Annotated in this window: 18 protein-coding genes and 1 pseudogene; 7 read left to right on the top strand and 12 right to left on the bottom strand. The window is 68.6% G+C overall.

What is annotated here, in order from left to right; all coding sequences use genetic code 11:
- A partial coding sequence (locus tag ACR2JI_RS05295) for an FAD-dependent oxidoreductase (protein ID WP_526388763.1) occupies positions 1–289 on the top strand: 289 nt, incomplete at its 5' end.
- A gap of 12 nt (positions 290–301) precedes the next feature.
- On the opposite strand, the gene gatA is transcribed toward ACR2JI_RS05295, so the two are convergent.
- From gatA to ACR2JI_RS05315, 4 genes are read right to left on the bottom strand one after another with little or no spacing between them, the layout of a single operon-like run.
- Positions 302–1,819 (bottom strand): Asp-tRNA(Asn)/Glu-tRNA(Gln) amidotransferase subunit GatA, encoded by a 1,518-nt coding sequence (gene gatA / locus ACR2JI_RS05300; RefSeq protein WP_526388765.1) that lies wholly within the window; start codon positions 1,817–1,819, stop codon positions 302–304.
- Complete coding sequence (gatC, locus tag ACR2JI_RS05305; protein WP_526388767.1) at positions 1,819–2,118, bottom strand: Asp-tRNA(Asn)/Glu-tRNA(Gln) amidotransferase subunit GatC; 300 nt, start codon at positions 2,116–2,118, stop codon at positions 1,819–1,821. The genes gatA and gatC overlap by 1 nt, the downstream gene beginning before the upstream one ends.
- A gap of 34 nt (positions 2,119–2,152) precedes the next feature.
- Positions 2,153–2,404, bottom strand: a complete 252-nt coding sequence (locus tag ACR2JI_RS05310) for a type II toxin-antitoxin system RelE family toxin (protein ID WP_526388769.1) — start codon at positions 2,402–2,404, stop codon at positions 2,153–2,155.
- A complete protein-coding gene (locus ACR2JI_RS05315) occupies positions 2,401–2,673 on the bottom strand; it encodes a type II toxin-antitoxin system Phd/YefM family antitoxin (protein WP_526388771.1) in 273 nt (90 codons plus the stop codon). The genes ACR2JI_RS05310 and ACR2JI_RS05315 overlap by 4 nt, the downstream gene beginning before the upstream one ends.
- A 71-nt stretch (positions 2,674–2,744) precedes the next feature.
- Here ACR2JI_RS05315 and ACR2JI_RS05320 point away from each other — a divergent pair, with 71 nt between their 5' ends.
- A complete protein-coding gene (locus tag ACR2JI_RS05320) occupies positions 2,745–3,404 on the top strand; it encodes an ACT domain-containing protein (protein ID WP_526388773.1) in 660 nt (219 codons plus the stop codon).
- Here the strand turns inward: ACR2JI_RS05320 and ligA are convergent.
- Genes ligA through ACR2JI_RS05335 form a run of 3 tightly spaced genes read right to left on the bottom strand, consistent with a single transcriptional unit; the run spans position 3,401 to position 7,500 of the window.
- On the bottom strand, positions 3,401–5,458 hold the full coding sequence (gene ligA / locus ACR2JI_RS05325) for an NAD-dependent DNA ligase LigA (RefSeq protein WP_526388797.1): 2,058 nt from the start codon (positions 5,456–5,458) through the stop codon (positions 3,401–3,403). The genes ACR2JI_RS05320 and ligA overlap by 4 nt on opposite strands.
- Positions 5,459–5,485: 27 nt before the next feature.
- Positions 5,486–6,460, bottom strand: coding sequence for a beta-carotene 15,15'-dioxygenase, Brp/Blh family (locus ACR2JI_RS05330; RefSeq protein ID WP_526388775.1), 975 nt, complete (start codon positions 6,458–6,460; stop codon positions 5,486–5,488).
- Between the two features lie 29 nt (positions 6,461–6,489).
- A complete protein-coding gene (locus ACR2JI_RS05335) occupies positions 6,490–7,500 on the bottom strand; it encodes a uroporphyrinogen decarboxylase/cobalamine-independent methonine synthase family protein (RefSeq protein ID WP_526388777.1) in 1,011 nt (336 codons plus the stop codon).
- An 89-nt stretch (positions 7,501–7,589) separates the two neighbouring features.
- Between ACR2JI_RS05335 and ACR2JI_RS05340 the strand changes: the two genes are divergently transcribed.
- A complete protein-coding gene (locus tag ACR2JI_RS05340; protein ID WP_526388779.1) occupies positions 7,590–8,384 on the top strand; it encodes a bestrophin-like domain in 795 nt (264 codons plus the stop codon).
- Between the two features lie 9 nt (positions 8,385–8,393).
- Here the strand turns inward: ACR2JI_RS05340 and mnmA are convergent, their stop codons facing one another.
- The 4 genes from mnmA to ACR2JI_RS05360 form a co-directional block, all read right to left on the bottom strand.
- Positions 8,394–9,458, bottom strand: a complete 1,065-nt coding sequence (gene mnmA / locus ACR2JI_RS05345; RefSeq protein ID WP_526388781.1) for a tRNA 2-thiouridine(34) synthase MnmA — start codon at positions 9,456–9,458, stop codon at positions 8,394–8,396.
- Positions 9,455–10,648, bottom strand: a complete 1,194-nt coding sequence (locus ACR2JI_RS05350) for a cysteine desulfurase family protein (RefSeq protein WP_526388783.1) — start codon at positions 10,646–10,648, stop codon at positions 9,455–9,457. Before ACR2JI_RS05350 ends, mnmA begins: the two co-directional genes overlap by 4 nt.
- Positions 10,649–10,740: 92 nt before the next feature.
- The gene (locus ACR2JI_RS05355) at positions 10,741–11,697 is read right to left on the bottom strand and encodes an electron transfer flavoprotein subunit alpha/FixB family protein (protein WP_526388785.1); all 957 of its coding nucleotides are present in this window, start codon (positions 11,695–11,697) and stop codon (positions 10,741–10,743) included.
- A 38-nt stretch (positions 11,698–11,735) separates the two neighbouring features.
- Positions 11,736–12,533 (bottom strand): electron transfer flavoprotein subunit beta/FixA family protein, encoded by a 798-nt coding sequence (locus ACR2JI_RS05360; protein ID WP_526388787.1) that lies wholly within the window; start codon positions 12,531–12,533, stop codon positions 11,736–11,738.
- Positions 12,534–12,740: 207 nt separating this feature from the next.
- Between ACR2JI_RS05360 and ACR2JI_RS05365 the strand changes: the two genes are divergently transcribed.
- The 3 genes from ACR2JI_RS05365 (at position 12,741) to ACR2JI_RS05375 (ending at position 16,432) form a co-directional block, all read left to right on the top strand.
- Complete coding sequence (locus tag ACR2JI_RS05365) at positions 12,741–13,523, top strand: class I SAM-dependent methyltransferase (RefSeq protein WP_526388789.1); 783 nt, start codon at positions 12,741–12,743, stop codon at positions 13,521–13,523.
- Positions 13,514–15,073: a 1,4-alpha-glucan branching protein domain-containing protein gene (locus ACR2JI_RS05370; protein ID WP_526388791.1), complete on the top strand. Its 1,560-nt coding sequence runs from the start codon at positions 13,514–13,516 to the stop codon at positions 15,071–15,073. Before ACR2JI_RS05365 ends, ACR2JI_RS05370 begins: the two co-directional genes overlap by 10 nt.
- A 126-nt stretch (positions 15,074–15,199) precedes the next feature.
- Positions 15,200–16,432 carry a glycosyltransferase family 4 protein gene (locus ACR2JI_RS05375; protein WP_526388793.1) on the top strand — a complete coding sequence of 411 codons (1,233 nt, stop codon included), beginning with the start codon at positions 15,200–15,202 and terminating at the stop codon, positions 16,430–16,432.
- Between the two features lie 46 nt (positions 16,433–16,478).
- Here ACR2JI_RS05375 and ACR2JI_RS05380 read toward each other — a convergent pair whose 3' ends face one another.
- On the bottom strand, positions 16,479–17,219 hold the full coding sequence (locus ACR2JI_RS05380; protein WP_526388795.1) for an acyltransferase: 741 nt from the start codon (positions 17,217–17,219) through the stop codon (positions 16,479–16,481).
- 51 nt (positions 17,220–17,270) lie between these two features.
- Here ACR2JI_RS05380 and ACR2JI_RS05385 point away from each other — a divergent pair.
- Positions 17,271–17,762: pseudogene (locus ACR2JI_RS05385) on the top strand (PQQ-binding-like beta-propeller repeat protein); the annotation flags it as partial.

A 17,762-nucleotide genomic window follows, 5' to 3' on the forward strand; every position in this document is an offset into this window, starting at 1 on the left:
CATGACCGAGGCCGAGGTGACCGCAAGCGCCACCGCCGCATTGAAACCCGCGTTCCCGAATGTTCCCGCGCCGACCGGGCTGCTGCGTTCAGCGTGGTCGCTGGACCCGTTTTCACTCGGCAGCTATTCGTTCGTGCGCGTCGGGAGTTCGCCGGGCGACCGCGATGCGCTGGCCGCGCCCGAAGGTCGCCGCTTCTTTGCCGGCGAGGCCTGTTCGCGCGACCACGCAGCAACCGTTCACGGCGCCTACGCCAGTGGCGAGGCGGCGGCGAAGGCCATACTGCGTTAGATCGCAGAAGGCCTAGATCGCCGAGGGAAGGGGCCCGCGAGCCGCCTCATAGGCAGCTCCCACCCGGTACAACCGGTCATCGGCCATCGCCGGAGCCATGATCTGCAGACCCACCGGCAGATTGTCGTCCGGTGACAGTCCCGACGGCACCGACATTCCGCAGTGCCCGGCCAGATTCAGCGGCAGGGTGCACAGATCGAACAGATACATCGCCAACGGGTCGTCGACCTTCTCGCCGAGCCGGAAGGCGGTGGTCGGGGTGGCCGGCGACACCAGCACATCGACGGTGCGGTACGCCGCATCGAGATCACCCGCGATCAGAGTGCGGACCTTCTGCGCCTGGTTGTAGTAGGCGTCGTAGTAGCCGGCTGAGAGCGCGTAGGTGCCAATCATGATGCGGCGCTTGACTTCCGGACCGAAACCGGCGGCACGGGTCAGCGCCATCACCTCTTCGGCGCTCCTGCTGCCGTCGTCGCCGACCCGCAGTCCGTACCGCATGGCGTCGAAGCGGGCCAGGTTGCTCGACACCTCCGACGGCAGGATCAGGTAGTAGGCCGACAGTGAGTGGTCCAGGTTCGGACAGTCCACCTCGGTGACCTCTGCCCCGAGAGCGGTCAGCTGTTCGACGGCGGCGTTGAAGGAGGCCAGCACTCCGGGCTGGTAGCCCTCGCCGGCGGCCAGTTGCTTGACCACACCGATGCGCACGCCCTTCAAGTCGCCTGCCGCGCCGGTGCGGGCCGCGCCGACGACATCGGGGACGGCCGCCTCCACTGAGGTGGAATCGCGTGGGTCGTGCCCGGCGATCACCGCATGCAGCAGAGCGGTGTCGAGCACCGTGCGCGCGCACGGCCCGCCCTGATCCAGCGATGAGGCGCACGCCACCAGCCCGTAGCGGGAGACGGTGCCGTAGGTGGGTTTGACCCCGACCGTCGCGGTCAGGGCAGCGGGCTGGCGGATCGAACCACCGGTGTCCGAGCCGATGGCCAGCGGGGCCTGGAAGGCCGCCAGCGCGGCGGCACTACCGCCACCGGAACCACCGGGCACCCGCTCGACATCCCACGGGTTGCGAGTGGGACCGAATGCGGAGTTCTCGGTGGAGGAGCCCATCGCGAACTCGTCCATATTGGTCTTGCCGAGGATCGGGATGCCGGCTTGCCGGATGCGCGCGGTCACCGTCGCGTCATACGGCGAGACCCACCCCTCGAGGATCTTCGACCCGCAGGTGGTGGGCATCCCGGTGCTGGTGAAGACATCCTTGAGCGCCAGCGGCACCCCGGCCAGCGGTGAGGGCAGTGCGTCCCCGGCGGCCACCGTCGCGTCGACCCGGGCGGCGGTGGCCAGGGCCTCGTCGGCCGCGACATGCAGGAAGGCGTGGTAGCGATCGTCGGTGGCGGCGATCTGGTCCAGGCAGGCCTGGGTGACCTCGACCGAGCTCAGTTCCCCGGCGGCGATCTTGGCACCGAGGGTGGCGGCGTCGAGCCGGACGATATCGGCGCCCACTCCGCGATGTTCTTCGCCCGAGCGGCTCATCACGCCTCCTCCCCCAGGATCTGCGGCACCACGAACCGGCCCTCGTCGGCCGCGGGAGCCTCGGCGAGTGCCTGCTGCTGGGTCAGGCTGGGCGCCACGACATCGGGACGGGTGACGTTCTCGCTCTTCAGCGGGTTGCCGGTGGGCTTCACGCCGCTGACGTCGACGGCCTGGATCGTGCCGACATAGCCCAGGATGGCGTCGAGTTGGCCGGCGAAGCTGTCGAGTTCGGAGTCGGTCAGGGCCAGCCGGGCCAGCTTGGCCAGCCGGGCCACTTCGTCGCGGGAGATCGTGGACACGGTGAGTCAGCCTAGCGGCGCGCCTGGCCGAGCCTCAGTTGTAGGCGTCGCTGCGCTTCGCGACGACGAACACCGTGATCACACCTGCCGCGTCGTCCACGCTGTAGACCACCCGGTACTGCCCGAAGCTGACCCGCCAGTCACTGGCCCCGCCGACCAGTTTCTTCGCTCCCTGCGGCCGGGGATCATGGGACAGCGCCACGATGATCTGAAGCACGCGCTCAAGTTCCCCGCGGGGAAGTCGCTGGAGTTGTTTCAGTACGTCGGGGTGGAACCGGATCCTCACCGGACGGCGAATGCTTCGGCCTCGACGCCGAGGGCTTCGAGCATCTCGGACAGGGACATCGTTGTAAACGACCCGGCCCGCAACCCCTTCACCCGGAGTGCATCGGCGACGTCAGCGTGTTCGTGCAGTCGCTCGTAGTCAGCCATGCTGATGATGACGGCCACCTCGGTGCCACTGTCGGTGACGATGACCTCCTCACCGGTTGCGGCGACGGTGCGAACCACGGAGCCCAGGTTGTTGCGCAGATCCCTCAGGCTTTGTGTACTCATGTTGAACATGTTACATATCAGCGGCTCGGAGCCGATATGCCGACCCTCGCCCCCTGTGGAACAGTGACCCCGTGCCGTCCTATCTGTTGCGGGTCCAGCTTGAGGACCGCCCCGGCAGCCTGGGCTCACTGGCCGTGGCACTGGGCACGGTGGGCGCCGACATCCTGTCCCTCGATGTCGTCGAACGCGGCGCCGGATATGCCATCGACGACCTCGTCGTCGACCTGCCACCAGGGGCGCCGCCGGACATCGTGATCACCGCAGCCGAACGCCTCGAGGGAGTCCGGGTGGACACCATCCGTCCGCATACCGGTCTGCTGGAGGCGCACCGCGAGCTCGAACTGATCGACCACGTCGCGGCCGCCACTTCACGCACCGCCCGGCTGCAGGTGCTCGTCGACGAGGCGCCGCGGGTGCTGCGGGTGGGCTGGTGCAGCGTGGTCTGCCGGCATGGTTCGGGTCTGGAGCGGTTGGTCGGTGGCGCGGGAGCCCCTGAGACACAGGTGGATTCGGCACCGTGGCTGCCGATCAGTCACGCCGCCGTCCTCGACATCGAGGAGGGCTGGGTGCCGCAGCTGTGGCGCGATATGAACACCGCGCTGGCCGCCGCACCGTTGGGGGAACCGAATACCGCGGTGGTGCTGGGCCGCCCGGGCGGCCCGGAGTTCCGCCCGTCGGAGGTGGCCCGGTTGGGCTATCTGGCCGGCATCGTCGGCGGCATGCTGCGCTAAGGCGCCGACGGGCCGTTCTGCAGCAGTTCCCGGAAACCGTCCTCGTCGAGGATCGGCACCCCGAGTTCAACCGCCTTGTCGTACTTGGAGCCCGGCGCGTCTCCGGCCACCACGAACGAGGTCTTCTTGGACACCGATCCGGCCGCCTTGCCGCCGCGAATGATGATGGCCTCCTTGGCCTCATCGCGGGAGAACCCGGTCAGCGATCCGGTGACCACGATGGTCAGCCCGGCGAGGGTGGGCTCGATATCGGCATCGCGTTCATCGGCCATCCGCACCCCGGCCGCGGCCCACTTGTCGACGATGGCCCGGTGCCAGTCCACGTCGAACCACTCCCGAAGTGCCGCGGCGATCGTGGGTCCCACACCCTCGACGTCGGCGAGTTGGTCCTCACCGGCGGCCATGATCGCTTCGAGGCTTCCGAACGCGGTCGCCAGTGCGCGGGCGGCGGTCGGTCCGACGTGGCGGATCGACAGCGCCACCAGGATCCGCCACAGCGGGCGGTCCTTGGCTTCCTCCAGGTTCTTCAAGAGTCGGGCGCCGTTGGCCGACAGCGCACCGTCCTTAGTCGTGAAGAAATCCGACGTCAGCAGATCGCCCTCGGTGAGGGTGAACAGATCACCCTCATCGGTGATGACATCAGAGGCCAGCAGCGCGGTCGCCGCCTCATACCCGAGACCCTCGATATCCAGACCACCGCGGCCGGCGAGGTGAAACACCCTCTCCCGCAACTGCGCCGGGCAGGAGCGCGAGTTGGGGCAGCGGATATCGACGTCGCCCTCCTTGGCCGGGGCCAGCAGGGTGCCGCATTCCGGGCAGTGGGTGGGCATGACGAACTCGCGTTCGGATCCGTCACGCAGGTCGACGACGGGCCCGAGCACCTCGGGGATGACGTCGCCGGCCTTGCGGATCATCACGGTGTCCCCGATCAGCACGCCCTTGCGTTTGACCTCGGAGCCGTTGTGCAGGGTGGCCAGGCTGACCGTCGAACCCGCGATGCGCACCGGGGTCATGAACGCGAACGGCGTCACCCGTCCGGTGCGGCCGACATTGACCTTGATGTCGAGCAGCGTGGTCTGAGCCTCCTCCGGCGGGTACTTGTAGGCAACCGCCCAGCGGGGCGCCCGCGAGGTGGCGCCGAGGCGTCGCTGCTGGGCGAAGTCATCGACCTTGACCACCACACCGTCGATCTCGTGCTCGATGGCATGTCTGCGCTCCCCCCAGAAACCGATGCGGTCCCGGACCGCCGCCAGGCCCTGGACGCGGGTGGTGTGGTCGGACACCGGCAGACCCCATGCCTTGAGCGCCAGATACGCGTCGTGCAGGGTGGCCGGACTGAAGCCCTGCGTGAAGCCCACGCCGTGACAGATCATTCGCAGCGGCCGGCGGGCGGTGATCGCAGGGTTCTTCTGTCGCAGCGATCCGGCCGCACTGTTGCGGGGATTGGCGAACGGCGCCTTGCCCTCCTCCACCAGGCTGGCATTGAGGCTGGCGAAATCGGCGACCATGAAGAAGACCTCGCCGCGCACCTCGAGCACCGTCGGGATGGGGAATTTCTTTGTCCCGGTGAGCGTCTCAGGGATGTCACCGATGGTGCGGGCGTTGAGGGTGACGTCCTCGCCGACGCGTCCGTCGCCGCGGGTTGCGGCCCGCTCCAGCCGGCCGTCGCGGTAGACCAGCGCGATGGCGACCCCGTCGACCTTCAGTTCACACAGGTAGTGCGGCTCGGGGCCCAGCTCGTTCTCCACCCGGACCGACCACGCCGCCAGTTCCTCGGTGTCGAACACGTCATCGAGGCTGAGCATGCGTTCGAGATGCTCGGCCGCCGTGAAATCGGTGGCGAACCCGGCGCCGCCGACCAGTTGGGTGGGTGAATCCGCCACCCGCAGTTCCGGGTAGCGCTCCTCGAGGGCGAGTAACTCGTTGAACAGGGCGTCGAATTCGGCATCGGAGACGATCGGGGCGTCTTTGATGTAGTAGCGGAACTGGTGCTCGCGCACCTCGTCGGACAACTCCTGCCAACGACGCCGCACTGTCGCGTCGATCGGATCGATTTCCGGGCCGTCAGGCACCTTGGAAGGCTAGCTCACAGCGTCGGCCGCGCGGTCGAGCCACCACACCACCACCATGTGCGGCACTGTGAGAGCGAGCAGAAGGCGCAGGATCTCCGCCACGACCACGGCAGGGTCTGGTGCCGTTATCGTGATCCAGCCGAGGATCAGAACCGTCGTCAGTGCGGCAATCGACGGCCACGCAGCGAATCGGATCAACCGCAGGACCGCCGCCCGAGACTGACCCGAATCCACCAGCGTCGCGCAGTCCGGCTCGACGGTCAGCATGCGCGCACAGTGTCGTATCGCGTGCCAGCCGCCGAACCACACGGCGAATGCGACCAATGGTGGGGTGAACAGTCCGAGTGCGCCGACGAGCACGATGTCGAGTGCGACCCCAAGATGGCCGGACCAGAGCGAGGCCGTCACCCCGACCACGGCGGCACTCAGCCACACCACTGTCAGCGTCATCTCCAGCGGTCGCCCGGCGATCACCGGCGCCAGAGCGGGCGAGATGGCCGTCGCAACGCTCGTGAGCGCAGCGCCGGATCGAGCCAGCGGCAGCAGCAGCGCACCGCAGCCGGCGACCGCAATCGCACCGGCGATCAATCTGGTTGGTCGCCAGCCGGTCAGCTGGCGGGAGACCTGAAGTTCGCCCAGTCCGAAATGCACCGCACTGAGCACCACGATCAGCAGAAGCGGCACCAGCCCACCCCACTCCAGCAGCGCCCAGACGACAGCCGCCACGCCGGCGTACACCGCACCGATCACCACCGTGGATCTGCCACCGGATAGCCGCGCGGCCATCACCTGGTCTGCGGCGCCGTGCGGCACGCCGGCCAGGAACCCGAATCCGGCGACCACCAGGACCGCCGGTCCGGTGATAGCGGGTAATCCGGCGAAATGTGAGCCCGACACGACCACCGCGGCGAATATCAGCCATCGCGACCACCGCGCCGCAACCCCAAGCGGCCCGTCGATGTCCGGTCGCAACCCGATCACCACTTCAGTACCCGACCTCCAAGCATCACGTTCTACACCGCGCCCGCGTCGCCGGTGATCGCCTCGGCGGCACGCTGGGCCAAAGCAGTCGCCGCACGGGCCCAGTCCTCGGATGCTGCGGCCAGCCCACACACCGGGCTGACGCCGACTTGTTCGGCGAGCACCGACCGGGAGAAGCCGAGCCGGTCGGTGATGGTGGCCGCAGCGGTGGCCACATCCTCCGCAGACGGCCGCATATCGGGGGCGGGCGCGGGCAGTAGTCCGAGCACCACCGAACGGCCGCTGTCGATGAAGCCGCCGAGTCCGTCCAGAGTGGCATCGCCGAGGGTACGAGCGTCGACACTGAGTGCGGGAATCCGGCTGCGCCGCAGTGCATCCCAGGGCAGATCGGGGCTGCAGATGTGCACCAGGGCCTGATCCCCGACTGCGGCGATACAGTCCTCCAACAATCCCATCGCGACCACCTCGTCGATCGCATGCACCGGAGTCATCGCCGTCACCCCGGCCAGCCTGCCCGCCAGAGCGGCCGTCAGCAGCGGCTCGTCGAACTGCACCACCACTGCGACACCCAATCGCCGCGCGACGTCGGCGCGGTGCATGGCGACGCCCTCGGCGAGCGAGCCGGCCAAATCGCGCACCGCTCCCGGGTCGGTGATGGCGCGATGCCCGTTGGGCAGCTCGAGGGCGGCGGCGAGTGTGATGGGGCCGGGCGCCTGCACTTTGACCGCTGCCCGGCCGGCCCCGCCGCCGGCCTTCTCCCAGGCCTCCTCGAGTGCGTCGAGGTCCTCGTCGAGCAGGCTGGCCGCCCGGCGCATGACCGACCCGGGCCGGGCCACGATCCGGTACCCGCGCGGGACGGTGTCGATGGCGACGTCGACCAGCAGTGCGCCGGCCCGACCGATCATGTCGGCCCCAACCCCGCGCGCGGGCAACTCAGGCAGGTACGGCAGTTGGTGAAGTTCGCCGACCAGTACCTCGCAGGCCTGCCGAGGGGTGGCACCGGGCCAGGAGCCGATTCCGGTGGCGGTGGCGACAAAACTCACCGCCCGAACGTATTGGACAGCCTTCGGCCGCACGCGTCCGGGGCATATGGTGCCAGTCGTGAACCGCATTCCCGACTAGGAGGACGCGCGTGCAGGAACTCATTCATGAGTCGCCCTGGTGGTTGCTTATCGCGGTCTGGTTCGGCTTCTTCGCCGCGCTGAGCCTGGTGTCGCGAAACGCGGTACGGCGCGTCCGGACAGACGATCGCCGGGACGAACTGGCCGACTACGCGTCCAAGACCCTCAGCCCGATCGGTGCGACGTTCGCCTTCCTGATCGGTTTCGCCGCGACCATGACCTGGTCGGCGATGAGCGCCGGCCAGGAAGCCGTCGACTCGCAGGCGACCTCAGCCCAGCAGCTCGCCTGGGCCACCAAGTCGATCTCGGATAAAAACGGCATCGCAGCGGTCATCGGCAACCTGGATCGCTATCTCGCCGTCGCCGTTGCCGAAGATCCCGCGTACCTGGCCCGCGGCGACGTTGCAACACTGCCGTCTGCACAGGCCTTCGACACTCTCCAGCACAGCGTGCACAGCGTGGCCTACGCCAGCGGGACGACCACCCCGGAGGCCAACGCCATGACGCTGGCCGCGGCAGCGCTTACCGCCGCGCAGGCCAAGGTGTCGGCAGTCGCGCAGCGCTCCTTGCCGGTTCTGATGACCGGATTGCTCATTGCCGCGGGGGCATTACTGGCCGTCGCGATGGGCGGCGCGGCAGCGGAGGTCTCCCGGCCCTATCTGATGTACGGGTGGGCTTTGGTGTCCGCCATCGCCGTGGCCCTCGTCCTCACCCTGGACGTCCCGTTCCGCGGCGCGATCAAAGTCAATACCGAACCTCTTGCCCAGGTGTCCGCCGGGCTGGTCGCCGAACCGCTGAACAAGTAGCCGCCCGGCTCAGCGGATGGTGGCGCTGCCGACGACTTCGTCACCATCGGGGTCCGGGCGGTAGAGCACCACGGTCTGGCCGGGTGCTACCCCGCGCAGCGGTTCCCGGAGATGAACCTGCAACTCCCCGTCGCGCAACTCGGCGACGGCCGGTACCACGCCGCCGTGGGCGCGGACCTGCACCTCACACTCGAGCGGGCCGGCCGGTGAGGTTCCCGAGGTGAACACCGGATCGCGTCCGGTCAGCGACCACACGTCGAGATCGTCGAGCGTGCCGACCCGCACGGTGCCGGTCTCGGCGTCGATGGCCGTCACATAGCGCGGGGCGCCGTCGGGCCCGGGCCCGGCGATGCCCAGACCCTTGCGCTGACCGATGGTGAACCCGTGCACGCCGTCGTGGCGGGCCAGCAGCGATCCCTCGGCATCGACCACCGCCCCGGGGCGCACCCCGATCCGGGCGCCCAGGAACGCCCGGGTGTCCCCCGACGGGATGAAGCAGATGTCGTGACTGTCCGGTTTCTCCGCGACGGCCAGTCCGCGCCGGGCCGCCTCATCCCGGATAGCCGCCTTGGGGGTGTCCCCGATCGGGAACAGCGCATGACGCAACTGCTCGGCGGTCAGCACACCCAGGACGTAGGACTGATCCTTGTCGCAGTCGACGGCTCGGCGCAGGCGACCTTCGCGGAGGCGCGCGTAGTGGCCGGTGGCGACCGCGTCGAACCCCAGCGCGAGCGCCCTGGCCGACAGTGCCGAGAACTTGATGGTCTCGTTGCACCGCACGCACGGGTTGGGGGTCTCGCCGCGGGCGTAGGAGTCCACGAAGTCCGCAATGACGTCGTGGGCGAACCGGTCGGCGAAATCCCAGACGTAGAAGGGGATTCCAAGGACATCGGCGACCCGGCGGGCATCACCGGCGTCCTCCTTGGAGCAGCAGCCCCTTGATCCGGTGCGCAGCGCCCCAGGGGCTCTGGACAGTGCCAGATGCACCCCGACAACCTCGTGCCCGGCATCCACCATGCGGGCGGCGGCCACCGAGGAGTCGACGCCACCACTCATCGCCACGAGAACCTTCATCGCGGTCCCGAACTGGCCAGGGCCGCCCGGCGGGCACGTTCCACAGCGGCGGGCAGCACCGCCAGGGCGGCGTCGATGTCGGCCTCGGTGCTGGTGTGCCCCAGCGACAGCCGCAGTGAGCCGCGGGCAGATGCGGGATCCGCACCCATCGCCAGCAGAACGTGCGAGGCCTGCGCGACACCGGCGGTACAGGCCGAACCGGTCGAGCACTCGATCCCGTTGGCGTCCAGCAGCATCAGCAGAGCGTCGCCCTCACATCCGCGGAAGGTGAAGTGCGCATTACCGGGCAGCCGATGCGCACCGCGCGCGCCGTTGAACACGATGTCGTCGATCGAGCCGAGCACCCCGTCGACCAGCCGGTCCCGCAACTCCCGCAACCGAACCGCGGTGCGGTCCAGGGACCCGACAGCAGCCGCAGCGGCCGCCGCCATCGCGACCGCACCCGGCACATCGGGGGTTCCGGACCGCACGTCGCGCTCCTGGCCGCCGCCGTGCAGCAGCGGAACGCACTGTGCGTCGCGGCGCAGCAGCAGTGCCCCCACGCCGGTGGGTCCGCCGAACTTGTGGGCGGTGATGCTCATCGCCGCCAGCCCCGAGCTGTTGAAGTCGACCGGCACCTGACCTACGGCCTGCACGGCATCGCTGTGCATCGGAACACCGAATTCATTTGCGACGCAGGCCAGTTCGGCGATCGGCATGATGGTACCGACTTCGTTGTTGGCCCACATCACCGACACCAGCGCCACGTCGTCATGTTCGGAGAGCGCCTCGCGCAGATCCGCGGCGGCAACCGATCCGTCAGCTCCGGTGGGCAGGAAGGTCAGCTCGGCGCCCTCGTGCTCGGCCAGCCACTGAACCGCATCCAGGACGGCATGGTGCTCGACCGCGGTGGTGATGATGCGTCGCCGCCGCGGATCACCGTCGCGACGGGCCCAGTAGATGCCCTTCACCGCGAGGTTGTCACTGTCGGTGCCGCCGGCGGTGAAGATCACCTCCGACGGCCGGGCTCCCAGGCGGGCGGCCAGACTCTCCCGGGACTCCTCCAGACGGCGGCGGGCCGCACGTCCGGACGTGTGCAACGAGGATGCGTTTCCTACCGCACCCAGGACGGCGCTCATCGCCTCGATGGCATCCGGGTGCATCGGGGTGGTGGCAGCGTGGTCGAGATACACCGACCGGGGTTCGCTCATAGCCTGCTCAGGATACCGGCGGCCCGCATTCCGCCCGACAAACGCAAAAACCCCCGCACACCGGGTGCGGGGGCCTTCGCATTGATCAAGAACTAGCCCTTACGGGCCTTGACCGCGTCAGTCAGCTGCGGAGTGACGGTGAAAAGGTCGCCGACGATGCCGAGATCGGAGATCTCGAAGATCGGGGCCTCCTCGTCCTTGTTGACCGCGACGATGGTCTTCGAGGTCTGCATGCCCGCGCGGTGCTGGATTGCCCCGGAGATACCCAGTGCGATGTAGAGCCGCGGCGCGACCGTCTTACCGGTCTGGCCGACCTGGAACTGACCCTCGTAGTAGCCCGAGTCCACCGCGGCCCGCGAGGCGCCCACCGCGCCGTCGAGCGCGTCGGCGAGCTCCTCGACCACCTTGAAGTTGTCGGCACTGCCGACACCGCGTCCGCCGGCGACCACGATCGCGGCTTCGGTCAGCTCAGGCCGGGCGCTCTTCTGCGCCGGCTGACGAGAGATGATCCGGACCGCGTTCTCCGCCGGAGCCGGTACCGCAACGCTGACCTGCTCACCGGCACCGGCGACCGGGGCCGGCTCAACGGCGCCGGGACGCACGGTGATCACCGGAACCTCGCCATCGACCTTGGCCTCGATGGTGTAGGCACCACCGAAAACCGAGTGCACCCCGGTGCCGTCGGCCTTGACGTCGACGACGTCGCTGAGAATGCCCGAGCCGATCCGCGCGGCCAGCCGGCCGGCGATCTCCTTACCCTCGGCGGTAGCCGCGACGAGCACCGCTGCCGGGGTGGCCGACTCGACCAGATTGGCCAGCACGTCCACGAAAGGGGTGACCAGATAGTTGGCCGCGTCATCGCCCTCGGCGACGTAGATCTTGGCCGCGCCGGCGGCCTTGAGACCCTCGACCAACGGGGCAGCGGTGCCGGAGGCGCCGATCACCACAGCCGAGGGCTCACCGAGCGCGCGGGCGGCAGTGAGCAGTTCGGTGGTGACCTTCTTGACCGCACCGTCGGAATGCTCAACGAGCACAAGTACTTCAGCCATTTGATGTCCTCTTTCTCGAAAGCCTGTGACGGTTAGGGCTAGACGATCTTCTGGGCGACCAGGTACTCGGCGATCTTGCTGCCGCCGTCACCCTCATCGGTGACCTTCTCGCCCGCTGCCTTCGGGGGCTTGGGAGTCGAGGACTGAATCTTCGACGCCGCCGTGGCCAGACCGACCTCATCACCCTCGACACCGATGTCGTCGAGCGTCAGGGTGGACACTTCCTTCTTCTTGGCGGCCATGATGCCCTTGAAGGACGGGAAGCGCGGCTCGTTGATCTTCTCGTGGACGCTGACGATCGCGGGCAGCGAGGCCTCGACGGCGAACACGCCGTCATCAGTCTCCCGCTCGCCGCTGATGTTGCCGCCCTCGATGGTGACCGAGCGCATGTGCGTCAGCTGCGGCAGGCCCAGGTACTCGGCGATGATCGCCGGCACTGCGCCGCCGGTGCCGTCACTGGCGGTGTTACCACTGATGACCAGCTCGACGCCCTCGACCTGACCGAGCGCGCGGGCCAGTGCCCAGCCGGTCTGGACCATGTCGGAGCCGTGCATGCGCTCGTCGAGCAGGTGCACGCCCTTGTCGGCGCCCATGGACAGCGCCTTGCGGATCGCCTCGCCGGCCTTCTCGGGTCCGGCCGTCATGACGGTCACGGTGCTCTGCCCGCCGGCGGCCTCCTCGCGCTCCTTGATCTGGAGCGCTTCCTCGACGGCCTTCTCGTTGATCTCGTCCAGGACCGCGTCGGAACCCGCGCGATCGAGGGTCCAGTCGCCGTCCGAGATCCTGCGGTCTGCATAGTCCGGGACCTGCTTGATCAGAACCACGATGTTCGTCATGGCTTGTGTTTGTCCTCCTGGGCAGGGGTCAGGCGGCCGCTTGGTCACCTGGTTTGGATTCACATCCGCTGACCACACCATGTTCCTCGACCGAAGCAATCGGTGGTTCGCATCACTACCATAGCTGCCCGATTCGGGTGTTCCTGCAGGCCCGGCATGACCGGACGGGGTTCGCGATAGCGGCCCAACGGGTTAGCCTGCCTTGCGATGAACGCACATCTGACGGACTCGGCTGACGCCGGCCTGCCACTGACCGGTGAGCGGACCGTGCCGGGCCTGGCGGTGGAGAATTACTGGTTCCGCCGCCATGAGGTCGTCTACCGTCATTGCACCCCTCTTTGCGCAGGTCAGGATGTGTTAGAGGCGGGCTGCGGGGAGGGCTACGGAGCCGACCTGCTGGCGTCGGCGGGGGCCCGTGTGCTGGCGGTGGATTATGACGCCGCCACGGTCGCCCACGTGCGCAACAGGTACCCCACCGTCGAGGTCACGACGGCCAATCTGGCGGCTTTGCCGTGTCCGGATTCCTCGGTCGATGTTGTGGTGAACTTCCAGGTCATTGAACATTTGTGGGATCAGCCACAGTTCATTACCGAATGCTTACGCGTGTTGCGTCCCGGCGGTCAGCTGCTGATCTCCACGCCGAACCGGATCACCTTCACCCCGGGCAGCGACGTCCCGGTCAACCCGTTCCACACCCGCGAGCTCAACGCGACCGAGCTGGCCGAACTGCTGGTCGACGGCGGTTTCAGGGTCGACGGCGTCTACGGCGTTTTTCATGGCCCACGGCTGGTCGAGATGGACGCCCGGCACGGCGGCTCGATCATCGACGCCCAGATCGCCCGTGCCCTCGCCGATGCGCCCTGGCCGGAGGAACTGTTGGCCGATGTGGCCGCGGTGGGTTGCGTGGACTTCGAGATCGCCCACGACTCACAGCGCGATATCGACGACAGCCTGGACCTACTGGCGATCGCGGTGAAGCCATGTCCGTGAAGCCGGTGCCCGGGCAGTTCAGCCTGGTGCTGCACACCCACCTGCCCTGGCTGGCCCATCACGGCCGGTGGCCGGTCGGCGAGGAGTGGCTTTACCAATCCTGGGCTGCTGCCTACCTGCCGCTGATGCGGGTGCTGCGCGGGCTGGCCGCCGAAGGCCGCCGCGGGGTGCTGACGCTGGGCCTGACCCCGGTGGTCACCGCACAGCTCGACGATCCGTACTGCCTCGACGGGATGCACCGCTGGCTGGCCAACTGGCAGCTGCGCGCACACGAGGCCGCCACCATCCACACCCCGACCGGGGCTGCGGCGGGCTCGTCGATGACCGCGGACGCCCTGCGGCAGTTCGGGATTCGCGAGTACGCCGAAGTCAGTGCCGCACTGGAGGACTTCACCACGCTGTGGCGCCACGGCGCCAGCCCACTGTTGCGTGAGCTCATCGATGCCGGCACGGTCGAACTGCTCGGCGGCCCACTGGCGCACCCGTTCCAGCCACTGCTCAATCCGCGACTGCGCGAGTTCGCACTGCGCGAGGGTCTGGCCGACGCCGGACAGCGCTTCGCACACGTCCCGTCCGGGATCTGGGCGCCGGAGTGCGCCTACGCCCCCGGTATGGAGGACGGCTACCGCGACGCCGGGGTCAGCCACTTCATGGTCGACGGGCCCTCCCTGCACGGGGACACCGCGCTGGGCCGGCCGGTCGGCGACAGCGGAGTGGTGGCCTTCGGTCGCGACCTGCAGGTCAGCTACCGGGTCTGGTCGCCGAAATCCGGGTACCCCGGCCACGCGGCCTACCGCGACTTCCACACCTATGACCACCTGACCGGACTCAAGCCGGCGCGGGTGACCGGACGCAATGTCGAGTCCGAGGACAAGGCCCCCTACGACGCGCAGCGCGCCGATCGCGCGATCGACGCCCATGTCGCCGACTTCGTCGACCTGGTCCGCCATCGGCTGATTTCGGAGTCCGAGCGCATCGGCCGGCCGGCCCATGTGGTAGCCGCCTTCGACACCGAACTCGTCGGCCACTGGTGGTACGAGGGCCCGAGGTGGCTGGAGCGGCTACTGCGCGCACTGCCCGAGGCCGGCGTCGAGGTGGGCACCCTCAATGACGCCATGGAACACGGATTCCTCGGCGCGCCAGTCGAATTGCCGCCCAGCTCGTGGGGTTCGGGTAAGGACTGGCAGGTGTGGTCCGGGCCCAAGGTCGCCGATCTGGTGGCACTCAATGCCGAGGTTGTCGAGACCGCGCTGGGCACCGTCGACAAGGCACTGTCTCATACCGTGGGCGCACCGGGCCGTGACATCGTCGCCGACCAGATCCTGCGCGAGACGCTGCTGACGGTGTCCAGCGACTGGCCGTTCATGGTCAGCAAGGACTCGGCGGGCGATTACGCCCGCTACCGGGCGCACCTGCACGCGCACGCCACCCGGGAGATCGCCGGCGCACTGGCGTCGGGCCACCGGGAGGCCGCCGAGCGGCTCGCGACAGGGTGGAACGCCGCCGACGGCCTGTTCGGCGCCCTGGATGCCAGGCGCCTGCCCAAGTGAGCACACCTCCCAACTCCCCCACCTCACCCCCCACCTCACCCCCCCACTCCGCGAGCGTGCGTGTCGGTACACCGACACGCCGCAACACCGGACATTCCACGCACGCTCGCGGGCGGTGAGCACTCCGTGAAGATCCTGATGGTCTCGTGGGAGTACCCGCCGGTGGTGATCGGCGGGCTGGGTCGGCACGTCTACCAATTGGCCACCGCACTCGCGGCCGACGGTCACGACGTCGTGGTGCTGTCCCGCCGGCCGGCCGGCACCGACCCTGCGACGCATCCGACCACCGACACCGTCAGCGAGGGTGTGCGGATCATCGCCGCCGCGCAGGACCCGCACGAGTACGACTTCGGCACCGACATGATGGCCTGGGTGCTGGCCATGGGGCACAGCATGATCCGGGCCGGGCTGCAACTGCACCGGCAGGGCTGGATTCCCGATGTCGTGCACGCGCACGACTGGCTGGTCGCCGACCCCGCCGTCGCACTGGCCGAATTCTTCGACGTGCCTTTGGTTTCCACCATCCACGCCACCGAGGCCGGCCGTCACTCCGGCTGGGTGAGCGGCCGGATCAGCCGTCAGGTGCATGCCAGCGAGTCATGGCTGGTGCGCGAGTCCGATTCGCTGATCGCCTGTTCGGCGTCGATGGCAGAGGAGATCTCCGACCTGTTCGGGCCCGGACTGGCCCAGGTCAACGTCATCCCCAACGGAATCGATTCCAGCCGATGGCCTTTCGCCGAGCGTCGCCACCACAGCGGCCCGCCCGAACTACTGTTTTTCGGCCGGTTGGAGTACGAGAAGGGCGTGCACGATCTGATCGCCGCGCTGCCGCGGATTCGGCGGGCTCACCCGGGTACCACGCTGACCATCGCCGGTGACGGCACCCAGCAGGACTGGCTGATCGAGGTGGCACGGAAACACAAGGTGCTCAGGTGCGTCCGCTTCGTCGGCCGCACCGACCACGACCGGTTACTGGAACTGCTGCACCGCACCGATGTCGCGGTGCTGCCCAGCCATTACGAACCGTTCGGCATCGTGGCACTGGAGGCCGCAGCGGCCGGCGCTCCCCTGGTGACCACCAACGTGGGTGGGCTCGGCGAGGCGGTGATCGACGGTCAGACCGGATTGTCCTGCCCGCCCCGCGACGTGGCGGCACTGGCGGCGGCAGTCGGTGCCGCACTCGACGATCCGGCCGCCGCCCAGCGCCGCGCCGTCGCCGCGCGGGAGCGGCTTACCTCGGACTTCGACTGGCATACCGTGGCCGTCACCACCGCGCAGGTGTACCTGGCGGCCAAGCGCCGGGAACGCGAACCGCAGCGCCGCCGGCCGATCGTCGAGCACGCCCTGCCGGACCGCTAGCCCCCGGCGCCGATCTCGACGCAGGGGCTGGGTGGCAGGAGTTGGGTCAGGTGGCCGCTTTCTTCTTGCGCTCGATGTCGGCCAGGTGGGCGGCCAACTCAGCGCGCTGCGCCGCCGAGGTCTCCCAGGCCAGCTTGCGGTTCTTGACCACCTTGGCCGGCGAGCCGACGGCGATGGAGAAGTCCGGGATGTCGCCCTTGACCACAGCGTGTGCGCCGAGCACACAGCCGCGCCCGATGGTGGTGCCGCGCAGGATGGTCACCTTGGTGGCGATCCAGGTGTCGGGACCGATGCGGACCGGGCTCTTGACGATGCCCTGGTCCTTGATCGGCAACTCGATGTTGTCCATCCGATGGTCGAAGTCGCAGACGTAGCACCAGTCGGCCATCAGCGCGGACTCGCCGAACTCGATGTCGATATAGCAGTTGATGACGTTGTCGCGGCCGAACACCACCTTGTCACCCAGCCGCAGCGAGCCCTCATGTGCCCGGATGGTGTTCTTGTCGCCGATGTGCACCCAGCGGCCGATCTCCAGCTGCGCCAGTTCCGGGGTGGCGTGAATCTCGACGTTCTTGCCCAGGAACACCATGCCGCGGGTGATCACATGCGGATTGGCCAGCTTGAACTTCAGCAGCCGCCAGTACCGCACCAGGTACCAGGGCGTGTAGGCACGGTTGGCGATCACCCACCTCAGCGAGGCCTTGGTGAGGAACTTCGCCTGGCGCGGGTCGCGCAACCGCCCGCCGCGCCAGCGCTTGTGGATCGGCGCGCCCCACATGCTCGTCATGGGCTCAGAGCCTACCGACCCGTTAGTCTCGCCTGGATGGCAAGGACACCGGTGCTGCGACGGATGCTCGCGTGGGCGTCGACGGCGCTGCTCACCGCAACCCTGACCTCCTGCGGCACCACCGACTCCTGGGTGGCGGCTACGGCGGCACAGGGCTGGCCGGCGCAGTACGCAGACGCCGCCAACAGCAGCTATACCTCCACAGCCGGAGCCTCGGAGCTGACGTGGCAATGGTCCCGCTCGGTCAAGGGTGAACTCGGCGCCGCCGCGGCCCTGGGTGGCGAGCGCTACCTGGCCGTCAACGGGCAGACCGCCGGCGGTTGCTCGCTGATGGTGTGGGAGAACGACAACCAGGGCAGGCAGCGCTGGTGCACCCGGATGGTGCTCGGCGGCGGGTTCACCAGCGCGCTCTTCGACGGCTTCGACAACCTCTACATCGGCCAGCCGGGCCTGATGCTCTCCTACCCGCCCACCCAGTGGGTCCGCTGGCGCACCCCGGTCATCGGAATGCCCACCACGGCAAGGTTTCTCGACGCCGGCCAG

It is taken from the genome of Mycobacterium sp. (genome assembly GCF_051006775.1).
Classification (GTDB): domain Bacteria; phylum Actinomycetota; class Actinomycetes; order Mycobacteriales; family Mycobacteriaceae; genus Mycobacterium.